At 70.7% G+C, this 11,257-nt stretch carries 20 protein-coding genes; 10 read left to right on the top strand and 10 right to left on the bottom strand.

Annotation, left to right across the window (positions count from 1 at the left end):
• Positions 1-126 precede the first annotated feature (126 nt).
• Positions 127-372, bottom strand: a complete 246-nt coding sequence (locus ACFWP3_RS26415; protein ID WP_384225592.1) for a hypothetical protein — start codon at positions 370-372, stop codon at positions 127-129.
• 317 nt (positions 373-689) lie between these two features.
• On the opposite strand from ACFWP3_RS26415, the gene ACFWP3_RS26410 reads away from it, so the two are divergent.
• The 7 genes from ACFWP3_RS26410 (at position 690) to ACFWP3_RS26380 (ending at position 3,869) form a co-directional block, all read left to right on the top strand.
• Complete coding sequence (locus ACFWP3_RS26410) at positions 690-1,226, top strand: hypothetical protein (protein ID WP_384225590.1); 537 nt, start codon at positions 690-692, stop codon at positions 1,224-1,226.
• Between the two features lie 162 nt (positions 1,227-1,388).
• On the top strand, positions 1,389-1,592 hold the full coding sequence (locus ACFWP3_RS26405; RefSeq protein ID WP_384225588.1) for a hypothetical protein: 204 nt from the start codon (positions 1,389-1,391) through the stop codon (positions 1,590-1,592).
• Between the two features lie 2 nt (positions 1,593-1,594).
• Positions 1,595-2,119 (top strand): DUF6879 family protein, encoded by a 525-nt coding sequence (locus ACFWP3_RS26400; RefSeq protein ID WP_384225585.1) that lies wholly within the window; start codon positions 1,595-1,597, stop codon positions 2,117-2,119.
• Positions 2,116-2,958: a helix-turn-helix domain-containing protein gene (locus ACFWP3_RS26395; protein ID WP_384225581.1), complete on the top strand. Its 843-nt coding sequence runs from the start codon at positions 2,116-2,118 to the stop codon at positions 2,956-2,958. Before ACFWP3_RS26400 ends, ACFWP3_RS26395 begins: the two co-directional genes overlap by 4 nt.
• A 263-nt stretch (positions 2,959-3,221) precedes the next feature.
• Positions 3,222-3,458 carry a hypothetical protein gene (locus ACFWP3_RS26390; protein ID WP_384225579.1) on the top strand — a complete coding sequence of 79 codons (237 nt, stop codon included), beginning with the start codon at positions 3,222-3,224 and terminating at the stop codon, positions 3,456-3,458.
• Positions 3,458-3,688 carry a hypothetical protein gene (locus tag ACFWP3_RS26385; protein ID WP_384225577.1) on the top strand — a complete coding sequence of 77 codons (231 nt, stop codon included), beginning with the start codon at positions 3,458-3,460 and terminating at the stop codon, positions 3,686-3,688. Before ACFWP3_RS26390 ends, ACFWP3_RS26385 begins: the two co-directional genes overlap by 1 nt.
• 10 nt (positions 3,689-3,698) lie before the next feature.
• Positions 3,699-3,869: a hypothetical protein gene (locus ACFWP3_RS26380; RefSeq protein WP_384225574.1), complete on the top strand. Its 171-nt coding sequence runs from the start codon at positions 3,699-3,701 to the stop codon at positions 3,867-3,869.
• A gap of 559 nt (positions 3,870-4,428) precedes the next feature.
• Here ACFWP3_RS26380 and ACFWP3_RS26375 read toward each other — a convergent pair.
• From ACFWP3_RS26375 to ACFWP3_RS26350, 6 genes are all read right to left on the bottom strand, one after another.
• Positions 4,429-4,782, bottom strand: coding sequence for a hypothetical protein (locus ACFWP3_RS26375; RefSeq protein ID WP_384225572.1), 354 nt, complete (start codon positions 4,780-4,782; stop codon positions 4,429-4,431).
• Positions 4,783-4,954: 172 nt separating this feature from the next.
• Entirely contained in the window at positions 4,955-5,077 is a 123-nt protein-coding gene (locus tag ACFWP3_RS26370) for a hypothetical protein (protein ID WP_384225570.1), read from the bottom strand.
• A 12-nt stretch (positions 5,078-5,089) separates the two neighbouring features.
• On the bottom strand, positions 5,090-5,470 hold the full coding sequence (locus tag ACFWP3_RS26365) for a hypothetical protein (RefSeq protein ID WP_384225568.1): 381 nt from the start codon (positions 5,468-5,470) through the stop codon (positions 5,090-5,092).
• Entirely contained in the window at positions 5,467-5,829 is a 363-nt protein-coding gene (locus tag ACFWP3_RS26360) for a DUF6907 domain-containing protein (protein ID WP_384225566.1), read from the bottom strand. The genes ACFWP3_RS26365 and ACFWP3_RS26360 overlap by 4 nt, the downstream gene beginning before the upstream one ends.
• Positions 5,826-6,089: a hypothetical protein gene (locus ACFWP3_RS26355; protein ID WP_384225563.1), complete on the bottom strand. Its 264-nt coding sequence runs from the start codon at positions 6,087-6,089 to the stop codon at positions 5,826-5,828. The genes ACFWP3_RS26360 and ACFWP3_RS26355 overlap by 4 nt, the downstream gene beginning before the upstream one ends.
• Entirely contained in the window at positions 6,086-6,469 is a 384-nt protein-coding gene (locus ACFWP3_RS26350) for a hypothetical protein (RefSeq protein ID WP_384225562.1), read from the bottom strand. The genes ACFWP3_RS26355 and ACFWP3_RS26350 overlap by 4 nt, the downstream gene beginning before the upstream one ends.
• Before the next feature lie 201 nt (positions 6,470-6,670).
• Between ACFWP3_RS26350 and ACFWP3_RS26345 the strand changes: the two genes are divergently transcribed.
• From ACFWP3_RS26345 to mug, 3 genes are all read left to right on the top strand, one after another.
• Positions 6,671-6,874, top strand: a complete 204-nt coding sequence (locus tag ACFWP3_RS26345) for a helix-turn-helix domain-containing protein (RefSeq protein WP_384225559.1) — start codon at positions 6,671-6,673, stop codon at positions 6,872-6,874.
• Positions 6,875-7,064: 190 nt separating this feature from the next.
• Positions 7,065-8,498 carry an adenylosuccinate lyase gene (purB, locus tag ACFWP3_RS26340; protein WP_384225558.1) on the top strand — a complete coding sequence of 478 codons (1,434 nt, stop codon included), beginning with the start codon at positions 7,065-7,067 and terminating at the stop codon, positions 8,496-8,498.
• Entirely contained in the window at positions 8,495-9,049 is a 555-nt protein-coding gene (gene mug, locus ACFWP3_RS26335; protein WP_384225600.1) for a G/U mismatch-specific DNA glycosylase, read from the top strand. The genes purB and mug overlap by 4 nt, the downstream gene beginning before the upstream one ends.
• Here the strand turns inward: mug and ACFWP3_RS26330 are convergent.
• The 3 genes from ACFWP3_RS26330 to ACFWP3_RS26320 are packed head-to-tail and all read right to left on the bottom strand — an operon-like array spanning position 9,046 to position 11,221.
• A complete protein-coding gene (locus tag ACFWP3_RS26330) occupies positions 9,046-9,483 on the bottom strand; it encodes a hypothetical protein (RefSeq protein ID WP_384225556.1) in 438 nt (145 codons plus the stop codon). The two genes, mug and ACFWP3_RS26330, sit on opposite strands and share 4 nt — an antisense overlap.
• 40 nt (positions 9,484-9,523) lie before the next feature.
• Complete coding sequence (locus ACFWP3_RS26325) at positions 9,524-10,273, bottom strand: ABC transporter permease (protein ID WP_384225553.1); 750 nt, start codon at positions 10,271-10,273, stop codon at positions 9,524-9,526.
• A 36-nt stretch (positions 10,274-10,309) separates the two neighbouring features.
• A complete protein-coding gene (locus ACFWP3_RS26320) occupies positions 10,310-11,221 on the bottom strand; it encodes an ABC transporter ATP-binding protein (RefSeq protein ID WP_384225550.1) in 912 nt (303 codons plus the stop codon).
• Positions 11,222-11,257 lie beyond the last annotated feature (36 nt).

Raw genomic sequence — 11,257 nt, 5'->3', positions numbered from 1 at the left:
GCGTACCAGGAGCGGGTGGAGCCAAATCAACTTCTTACACCCCGTGGAGCCACTTCACGTTCCCACCCTGGAGCCCAAAGAAGTGCTTACAGACACCCAGTCGCGGCCAACCTGCGTGATGGGCGCCTACAGGCTCTCCGCGACTTCCCTGCGAATGAGGTGGTGGACGTCGACTTCGTCGGTACAGGCTTTCTGCTCATCCACCGTGACGTGTTCCGGCACATGCGCGACCAGCGGGCAGATGAGCTGCTCCCCTGGTGGGACGGCTCCGTCGAACGCGGTGAGGTTCTGGCTGAGGACTACACCTTCTGCTCGCGAGCCAGACGAGCCGGCTACCCAGTTCGGCTGCACACGGGCGTGAGGCTTGGCCACGCCAAGACCGTAACGATCGGGCTGTAGCAAGCTTGGAGACCTGACCGGAATCGCGAAGGGCCCGCGGCAGATGCCGCCGGGCCCCTCGGCGTCTCCGATCCGGCACACTGCCGAGGCCTGCAAGACCGGGCCGGAGGCTGCGTGATGACCCCGACGAGGCCCGCATCGGACTGCAGTCCGCCCCCGGCCTCGACGAGGCGCTGCAGCAGCCGGCCCAGGGCTGATCCCGAGCCGTACCCGCCCGGCCCCTCTGCGCGAGAGGTCGGGCAACTTGCTGATTTCTCGCTCGTGCACGGTTGCTGCCCTATCGTCACGCCATGAGCGGACCGGAGTGGGGAGACGTGGCCTCGTGGGCCGCGTTCGCGTTGGCCGGCGGGGCAGCACTCATCAGCCTGAAGGCGCGCGGAGACAGCAAGAGGTCAGCCGCCGCGACGGTGCGGGCAGCTGACGCCGCAGAGGCCTCCCTGGCCGAGGCCAGGAAGTCGGCTGACGGCGCTGTTCGTTCAGCGTCTGCGGCGGAGGAGGCCTTGGCTTTGCAGCGAGATGAGGCGGCGTCCAGGCGCGCAGCAGAGGAAGATGTTCGGAGGCCACGGGTCGCGCTCGCGATCGTGTTCCACCAAGGTCATACATGGCACTTGATCAACGAAGGCACTGCGCCAGCGAGGAACCTCCGGCTTCTGACGGCCTTCGACTTTCAGGCGCCGGATGTACCACCCAACCTCATTTTGGATCCTGGTGACGTGCAGCCTTTGAGGATGCTCGCTGGTCTCGTGGGCTCGCTGCCGACAGTCCTTGAGTTCACTTGGGAGGGGCAGGACCAACCTGTTCGGCTGCGAGTGCCACCCAAGCCGTAGCTAGCCGTAGGCGGTGCTCAGCCTCCTCACCGTGAGGAGGCTGAGCACCGTTGCGTGCAAACACCCGTGCGGAACTGCCCTCCAGCAATCTGCTGCAATCGGCCCCCACCCCCCGCTCGTGGCCAGCATCCTGGAGCCCCACAAGCCAGGACGGAGCGAGCCATGACCCTACGGTTTATCGGCACCACATCGGAGTACGGCAACTGCCCCACCCTGTACGAGGTCGTCGAGACCGGCGACATCGTCGTCCAGGGCGAGCAGCTGACCGACCCCGAGCACCTCGCGCAGCTGCGCGATGTCGGGGAGCACGAGACGTTCGTGGTCATCCCGCGCGACCTGCTCACGCGGTTCGCGCCGAAGGAGTGAGCGTGCTGGTCCCCTTCGAGGCGATCACCCACCTGTTCGCCGAGTTCGAGCACACCGCGTTCCGGCTGGAGACCCGACGCGGCTACGCCTCCGACCGGGCCGGCGCCCGCTTCCAGGCCTTCATGCGCGGCACCGAACCTGCTCCGGAGCCCGGCAACCCGTGGCACGTCAACGTCCGCGAGAAGGCCGAGCAGGGCGCCTCGTTCTCCCGGGTGCGCATCATCGACGAGCCGCCCACTGACGGGCAGCGGTTCCTGATGGCGGCCGCCGCCGCGAACCCCGGCGAGGACATCCGCGTACTCGCCCGCGCCCAGGCCGTACAGCTGGAACTGCCGGCCTACGACTTCTGGCTGTTCGACTCCCGGACCCTGGTCCGCTTCCACATCGACGACCAGGACGTCACGACCGGCGTCGAGGTCGTCGACGACCCCGCCGAGGTGCTGGCCGCGTGCCGGGCCAGGGACCGCGCCTGGCCCCTCGCCATGCCTTCAGGCGAGGTGTGGGCGCAGGTACGTTCGTCCGTGTGAGCACAGACTTTCAGAGCGGCCGCGTGGCCCTCGGCGCGCGCCTGCGGGAACTGCGCGCCGAGGCCGGGCTGAACGGGAAGGACTTCGCCGCCCGGATCGGCTGGCAGCGGTCGAAGGTGTCCCGGCTGGAGAACGGCAAGCAGACCGCGACGGAGGCCGACACCGATGCGTGGGCGTCCGCCGCCGGCGTCCCGGAGCAGGCCGCCGACCTTCGCAGCCGGCTCAAGGGGCTGGAGTCGCAGCAGCGTTCCTGGCGGCGCCAGCTTGCAGCAGGGCACCGGCCGGTGCAGGACCGGTACGTCGTCGAGTACCAGCAGACCGCGACCATGCGCGGCTACGAAGCCACGGTGATCCCGGGGCTCTTCCAGACCCCGGACTACGCCCGCCATTTGATCGAGGCGAACACCATGCTCATGCAGTCGCCCCGCGACACGGAGGCCGCGGTGGCCGCCCGCATGCGCCGCCAAGAGGTGCTGTACGAGCCAGGCAAGCTCTTCCGGGTGCTGCTGTGGGAAGCAGCCCTGCACGTCCTCGTGTGCCCGCGTGCGGTCATGGCCGGCCAGCTCGACCGCCTCGTAGGCCTGATCGGAATGAGCACGGTGGAGCTCGGCATCGTGCCGCTCGGGGCGCCGTTGCCGCTGACTCCGAAACATGGGTTCTGGATCTTCGATGAGGAGCGGGTCATCGTGGAGACGGTCAATACCGAGCTGTCCTACGACTCTGCGGATGACCTCGCGCTGTACGGGCGGGCATGGGACGGACTGCACACCGCGGCCGCCTACGGGGCGCAGGCGCACCGGCTGATCGCCCGCGCACGCCACGCGGTTGCAGCCGCCTGAGCAACCCGTCCCAACCCGCCCGGCACTGCGCGCAATCGCGCGCAATGGGGCGGACGGGCCCGGCCTCGGGTTCCTACGGTCCTGGTCATGGCGACACAAGCGGGCACCACGGGCGCCGAGACCAGCCCCGTGAACTGGTGCCACTACCACGATGGATCATCCGAGACTGCACGCCCTGTGCGGTTCGCCGGCCGCTCGTGCGGGCCGCCGGTCGTGCTGTACGCGTGCGCCCCATGCCGTGAGCAGCGTGGCCTGGTGCCGCGGTGGCGGTTCGCCACTCTCCCGACCCGGGCCCGTTGATGGCGGCCCCGTCGTGCGTCCGGGCGCCGCTGCCCGAGGTGTACGGGCTCGCGTGGGAGCAGAGAGCCGGCCGGGCCTGCGTGGTCTGCGGCAAGCGGCTCACGACCGGCGCGGTGTCCCGCGGCTGGCTTTTCGGCCGACACGGCGCCCACTCCCTCGACGTCGAGGTGTGGTGCTGCCCCGCCCCAGAGGCCCAGTGATGCCCGGCGATGACCTGCTGGGCGCGGTCGACCTGGCGCTCTTGAACATGGAAGTCCGGCCGTCCCTGGCGCATCCGGAGGGGCAGTGCAGGCGGAAGCACGTGCTGTGCGCCGGGTGCCAGCTGCTGGCGCCACTGGAGCCCGGCTACTGCGGCAGCACGGTGGGCCGCTGCCGACTCTGCGGCTACAGCCGACAGGTCATCCACCACCCCGAACTCTGCTGGATCTGAGGAGAGACCCATGACCGCTAGAGGCCAGATCTGCCGCCTCTGTGACCGCGTGATCCGCGGCGAGGGCAAGACGATCCCCGTGGACTCGGCATCCGCTGCCCGGCCCGACCAGCACACGCACGTCGCGGATGATCCTGCCTGCAAGCGGATCACGCAGGCTGAGCGGGAGCGCGGCTACTGATCTCCCGGCCCGTCCGTGGTCTCGGCGGAACACGGCCAGGCTGGGGCAGCACGGGGCCCCCGACGCGATCCGCACGCGTCGGGGGCTCCTGTGCAACCAGTTGCAGAAGCTCGGGTCAGTGCCCATAGAAGGGCTTCATCCACCAGCCGCAGGCCTCGCAATACTCTGCACGGAAGCGGGTCAACAGGGCTCGGATCATGGGCCGTTCACCTCCTCGCGGACCACGTGGATGGTGCACATAACCCCTTCCGGACCCCTCTCGACGCGGTCGACACGCACGATCTCACCTGCGTAAACGTCGCCAGAAGGGGTCTCGGAGAGCGGTGGGGGAGTGGCGGACGAATCGGACAGCCACCACACGGCCGCCAGCCACGCGACCGGCACGGCGTAGATGAACTGCGGGGCCCGGCCGAGGAGCCCCCGATGGGCAGCGCGATGCGGACCACCAGCGCGCCCAGGGTGGGCACGTCGAACCAGCGGGACGGCGACTCCAGCAACCGGCCGTTGCCGACCACCATGCGGTGCTGGAGCACGGCCAGGCGGGACGCTCGGGGCCCGGTCACAGCAAGCCCGTCACGGCGTCACCGGCGGCCGAGACGACCGGCGAGAGAACGTACCCGGCAACCCCGGCGACGCCGGAGGCCAGGCCGAGGCTGATCCCGGAGGCGAGGGCGCGCACGATCATCCAGTTGAAGCCCCGCCGCTTCGTCCACACCGCGATCAGGACCACGGTGGCGATGATGACGACCGCGTGCCCGCCGGGGCTGAGCACGAGGTGCGAGGAGCGGGTGACGTCCGGGGTGTCGCCTCCGACCCCGTGCTCCAGGACCGCGTCGCCGATGGTGGAGGAGCCCCACAGGGACCAGTCGGCGCCCGCGCCGAGCAGGCCGCCCGCGGACAGGATGAGGAGCATCCCGTAGAGCCAGACGAGGAGGAACGGGAGGAGCTTTCAGGAGGTGCTTGGGCTTGCCGGCCTGCTTGGCGCCGGGCCACCACCGGGTGATCTTTCAGCCGAGGAGGGAGAGGCCGACGGTCACGCCGCCGAGCGACACGATGCCGTAGGTGGGGAAGTCCATGGAGAGTCCTCAGAGGAGGGCCGCGCCGAGCGCGGCGAGCAGGAGGATGAACGTGGCGGTGCCAAGGGCGGGCAGCGCGTAGAGGCCGCGGGCGCGGGCCGGTGCCGCGGCGAAGAACACGGCGAGCAGCACGAGATGCGCCAGCTACTCGGTGGCGGCCGGGTAGTGCGCCGCGAACGCGTCAGCCGCTGCGCCAAGCTGATCCGCAGCCTCGCGCAGGGTGCGCCACCAGCGTTCGGCGGTCGCGTCGTCGGTGAACACGGCGGCCGGCCGGACGTACGCAACGGCCCCAGCTGCGGCGCTTGCCTGGCGCACCGCCCGCTCGGCGTGCGCCACACGCTGCGCCAGCCGCTCGCGCTGGCTCACAACGGGCGGCGCAACCGGGTCCGGGGTGTGCGCCAGGTCACGCGCCACGGTGTCCTTCGAGACACCGAGCTTGGCGGCGATGGCCCGGTTCGATGCGCCACCCTGCGCCAGCTGGCGCACCCTGGCGCGCCGGTCGGCGATCTCAGCAGGAGTCGTCACCACGCACCTCCCGCGCGAAGCACGGTCAGGCGCAGCGCCAGCTGACGCAGCTCGGCCGCCCGCTCGACGAGGACCTCGGCCAGAGCCTCCAGGCCGGCCGGGTCCAGGGTGGCCGAGGGGACGAGCAGCCCCACGTAGACGCTCGGCGGGACCGGGCGCAGGCCGAACGGGTACTCGACGAGTTCGGCGGCCAGGACGGCTCGCGCGTCGTGGTCGACGAGGTACTCCGGGCCGGCGTGGTGGACGTCGTCGCGATACTCGGCGGGCGCCTCGGGGTGGCCGGTGCACCAGTCGGGTTCGGGAATGGTGATCGAGCCGTGGTCCAGAGTCGGCACCGTCACGGTGCGGGCTGAGGTCATCGGGCGCCGCCCGCGGCCTGGCAAAGCTCGGCGGCGTACTGCTGGCGGGTGGTACCCCGCTCGACGGCAGGCGCGTGGGCGAGGATCAGCTCCTCGGCACGGGCCGCCCGGTCGGTGCCGTAGCCGTGCCGGCGGGTCGCGAACGTCAGGGCGAGCGCTGCCCGGAGGCTCTCGCGCATGGGGTGCTGGGGGCGCTCGGCCGTGAGGCGGGCGGCGATCTGCCGGAGGAGGACGCGGGTGTCCGCGTCGGGGCGGCTCATCGCGTTGCGTCCTCTGCTCGCACAGCGCTGATGAGGCTGGCGACCTCGGCGAGGACGGCCCCGGCGTCGCCGGCCCGCCAGATGAGGGCGGCGAGGCAGTCGAGGAACTTCACGTAGTTCGGGTCTGCCCCCTCCTTCATCTCGGCGATCTCAATGAGGACGGCGACGGCGGCCGGAGTCAGCGGGGGAAGTTCCGCTCGCCGGCAGGCAGCGACGAGGGCCGGGTTCCGCAGGTTGGCCACCACAGGGTTCACGGCAGTGGCAGGGGTTATCGCCGCGAGAGCTGCCGCGGCCGGAATGCGGGTCCGCTGGTCCGCGTCGAACGGATCGAGCTTGGCGTCGCGGACGGCAGGAAGGGGGGCGTATACGGTGTGGGGCATGGTTCGACTCCCTGTGGCTAGGGGTTCGCATCGCAGGCCCCGTTCGGTGTGCAACCACCGGGCGGGGCCGTCCTCGTTTCCGAGGCGATGCACTCACCGTAGGGAACATCATGTTCCATTATCAACGCCAAGAACACTGGGCATTTGTGCCCGATCTAGGTAACGTCATGTTCCATGAGCTTCAATGGAACACTGTGTGTCATGGATAAGCGATCACTGGCGCACCTCGCGCGCCGGTTCAGGGAAGCCGAGGCCAGGTCCGAGATCCTGCGGCAAGAGCTGGCGGCTGCGATCCGAGAGGCGGACGCCGACGGGGTACCACAGAAGGACGTCTGCGAGGTCACGGGCTACACGCGCCAGCAGATCCGCAGGATCGTCAAGGCGAGCGAAGACGGCGACGGGTGACCGGCCCCGCAACGACAGGAAGCCCCCGCCGCACGCCCGGCGGGGGCTTCGTTAATTGCTACGACGGACGTCTCACACTCGTCTCACAGACAACCGCACGCAGCGCTGCGTAATGCCCCCGTGACCTGCATTTTCCTGCGCGCTGTGGACACGTGCAGTCCTCCATGGACGACAGGTAAACTCCCTCCACGTGACTGCCAAGCCCCGCATCCCCAATGTCCTGGCCGGCCGCTACGCCTCCGCGGAGCTCGCCGTCCTGTGGTCCCCCGAGTACAAGGTGACGCTGGAGCGGCGGCTGTGGCTCGCCGTGCTGCGCGCCCAGAAGGACCTCGGCATCGAGGTCCCCGACGCGGCCCTCGCCGACTACGAGCGCGTCCTGGAGACGGTCGACCTCGCCTCCATCGCCGAGCGCGAGAAGGTCACCCGGCACGACGTGAAGGCCCGCATCGAGGAGTTCAACGCCCTCGCCGGTCACGAGCACGTCCACAAGGGCATGACCTCCCGCGACCTCACCGAGAACGTCGAGCAGCTCCAGATCCGGCTCTCGCTGGAGCTGGCCCGCGACCGTACGGTCGCCGTCCTGGCCCGCCTGGGCAAGCTGGCCGGCGAGCACGCCGAGCTGGTCATGGCCGGCCGCTCCCACAACGTCGCCGCGCAGGCGACCACCCTGGGCAAGCGCTTCGCGACGGCCGCCGACGAGCTGCTGGTCGCCTACGACCGCCTGGAGAACCTCCTGGAGCGCTACCCGCTGCGCGGGATCAAGGGCCCGGTGGGCACCGCCCAGGACATGCTCGACCTGCTCGGCGGCGACGCGGCCAAGCTCGCCGACCTGGAGCAGCGGATCGCCACCCACCTCGGCTTCGCCCAGGCCTTCACCTCGGTCGGCCAGGTCTACCCCCGCTCCCTCGACTACGACGTGGTCACCGCCCTGGTGCAGCTGGCCGCCGCCCCGTCGTCGATCGCCAAGACGATCCGCCTGATGGCCGGCCACGAGCTGGTCACCGAAGGCTTCAAGCCGGGCCAGGTCGGCTCCTCCGCGATGCCGCACAAGATGAACACCCGCTCCTGCGAGCGTGTGAACGGCCTGATGGTCATCCTGCGCGGCTACGCCTCGATGACCGGCGAGCTGGCCGGCGACCAGTGGAACGAGGGCGACGTGTCCTGCTCCGTGGTCCGCCGGGTTGCCCTGCCGGACGCGTTCTTCGCCTTCGACGGCTTGCTGGAGACCTTCCTGACGGTCCTGGACGAGTTCGGCGCCTTCCCGGCGGTCGTCGCCCGCGAGCTGGACCGCTACCTGCCGTTCCTCGCGACCACCAAGGTCCTGATGGGCGCGGTGCGGGCCGGGGTCGGCCGCGAGGCCGCCCACGAGGTCATCAAGGAGCACGCGGTGGCCTCCGCTCTGGCCATGCGCGAGCAGGGCGCCGAGCGCAACGAGCTGCTGGACAAGCTGGCCGCCGACGACCGGATGCCGCTGGACCGGGCCCAGCTCGACGCCCTGATGGCCGACAAGCTGTCCTTCACCGGCGCCGCGGGTGACCAGGTCGCGGCGGTGGTCTCCCGCATCGAGGCCATCGCCAAGCAGCACCCGGAGGCCGCCGGATACGCGCCGGGGTCGATCCTCTGACCCCCGACGAGCTGAACGCCGCCCGTGACCGCGTCATCCCGGACGTGGTCACGGGCGGTCTGCGCGTGCTCTTCTGCGGCATCAACCCCGGTCTCCTCTCCGCCGCCACAGGCCACCACTTCGCCCGCCCCGGCAATCGCTTCTGGCCGGTCCTGCACCTGTCCGGCTTCACCCCCCGCCGCCTGGACCCCGCGGAGCAGGAAGAACTGCTGACCTACCGCCTCGGCATCACCAACGTCGTCGCCCGCGCCACGGCCCGCGCCGACGAGCTCACCGCCGAGGAGTTCCGCGAGGGCGGCCGCCTCCTGACGGCCAAGGTGGAACTGCTGCGCCCCCAATGGCTCGCCGTGGTCGGCGTCACCGCCTACCGCACCGCCTTCGGCGAGCGGAAGGCGCAGATCGGCCCCCAGGAGCGGACCATCGGCTCGACCCGGGTCTGGGCCCTGCCCAACCCCAGCGGCCTCAACGCCCACTGGACGGCCGAGTCCATGGCCCAGGAGTACGCCCGCCTCCGCGCGGCCGCCGAAGCCCCCGAGCTCCCCGGAACCTAGGGCGGGTCGACGACCGTGACCCCTGCCATCAGCTGGTAGGGGTCGCCCTCGTCCCACTGGGCCACGTAGGCCACCAGCCACTGCTCCCCGGCCCGCCACAGGTGGACGTGGTCGGTGGTGTTGCTCAGCTCGTCCCACGGCTCCGGTATCTCCTCGCCGTCGAACCCGCGGTCCCTCACCGACACCAGGCTGAAGACCTGTGGCTCTCCCCACCGGTCGGCCAGGGCCTGGGCGAGCGCCCCGTACTCGGCGTTGATCTGGTCGGCCGCCTCGGTGCGGCCCGCACCGCCGTCCTCCCAGAAGTCCGCGGTCCGGCCGACCGGGACGAGGTGGTAACCCGGGCCGCTGCTCTGCCCGCCGGACCAGACCGGCTCGGTGGGGAAGTCCCGCACCCGGAGCCGGTCGATCGTGTCGAGATGCTCTGCCGTGGTCATACCGTCAGTATCCCGACTGCCACTGACAACTGGCCCGCGGTCATGCGTCCCGGCGCCGCACCGCCAGCCAGCCGCCGAACACCGCCGCTCCCGCCCACAGCGCCATCACGCCGAGCCCGGCCCAGGGGCCGAGGCCTTCCTGCCCCTGCGAGTGCAGCACCATCTGCCCGGCACGGTCCGGCAGGAACCGGTCCACGCCGCCCGTGGTCTCGCCGACGATGAACGAGACCAGCAGGACGAAGGGTATGAGCAGGCTCAGCACGGCCGTTCCGCTCCGCAGCACGGCGGCCAGCCCAGCCGCGAACAAGGCCATCAGTGCCAGGTAGAGCCCGCAGCCGACGATGGCACGGTAGGTGCCCGGGTCGCCGAGCCGAAGGGCGTAGGGGCCCATGAAGGCCTGGCCGCCGAGGAAGGTGACCAGCCCGGTGATCTGGCCGACGAGCAGGGCCAGTCCACCCACCATCGCCATCTTCGACAGGTAGAACCGGGTGCGGTTCGGCACGGCGGCCAGCGAGGTGCGCAAGGCACCGTTCTGGAACTCGCAGGACAGGGCGCCCGCGCCGAAGGCCATGGCGGCGATCTGGCCGAACACGAGTCCGTAGTAGGCCGCGTAGAGCGGGTCCGGCCCCATGCTGCCGGCCTCGGCCGTGCCTATCGCCGCGGCCGTGAGCACCTGGATGCCCGCAGTGGCCACGAAGACGGCTATGAGCGCCCCGAGGGAGCCGCGAAGGGACCGTATCTTGATCCATTCCGAGTGCAGGGCGGGGACGGTGGGCAGAGCGGCGCGCATGGCGGTGCCTCCTGACGGCAGGGAAGGAAGGGGAAGTCAGCGGGTTGCGGTGAACTGCGCGTGATCGGCGGTGAGGTCGAGGTAGGCCTGCTCCAGCGAGGCGCGCTCGTCGGAGAGTTCCAGCATGGGGATGCCCTCGCGGGCGGCCAGTCCGCCGAGCCGTTCGGCCTGCAGGCCTTCGACGGTCCACCGCCCGTCGTCGGCGGTCACCAGCTCGAAGCCCTCCCGGGCCAAGGCGGCCCGCAGCCGGACCGGGTCGGACGTGCGCAGCCGCACCCGCTGGGTGCTGCGGGCGTCTATGAACTCCTTCACCGAGGTGTCGGCGAGCAGCTTGCCGTTGCCGAGCACGACCAGGTGGTCGGCGAGCGCCGAGGTCTCCGACATCAGGTGGCTGGAGACCAGAACGGTGCGTCCGTCGGCGGCGAAGCCGCGCATCAGCTCGCGGATCCAGATGATGCCCTCGGGGTCGAGGCCGTTGGTCGGCTCGTCCAGCAGGAGCACTCCCGGGGCGCCCAGCAAGGCAGCGGCTATGCCGAGGCGCTGGCGCATGCCGAGCGAGAAGGACTTGATCCTCCGCTTGGCCACGGAGGCTATCCCGGCCTGCTCCAGAACCTCGTCGACCCTGCGCATCGGCACCCGGCCGGCCGCGGCGAGGAAACGGAGGTGGTCCCGGGCGGTGCGGCCGCCGTGCGCCGCCTGTGCGTCCAGCAGCGCGCCGACCCGGTGCAGCGGGTCGGGGAGGTCCTGGTAACTCCGGCCCCCGATGGTGGCCGTGCCCGATGTGGCCCGGTCCAGGCCCAGCAGCAGGCGCATCGTGGTGGACTTGCCGGCGCCGTTGGGGCCCAGGAACCCCGTGACCCTCCCCGGCAGGACGTCGAAGGTCAGGCCGTCCACCGCACGGTGGGCGCCGTACTCCTTGGTGAGCTCTCGGATCTCGATCGTGTTCATGCCTCAACAGTCGCCGCCGGCCCCACCCCCTGCCCT

Origin of the sequence: Streptomyces sp. NPDC058525, from assembly GCF_042719495.1 — a bacterium.
Lineage (GTDB): Bacteria > Actinomycetota > Actinomycetes > Streptomycetales > Streptomycetaceae > Streptomyces.
This window is presented reverse-complemented; position numbering and strand designations above follow the sequence as displayed.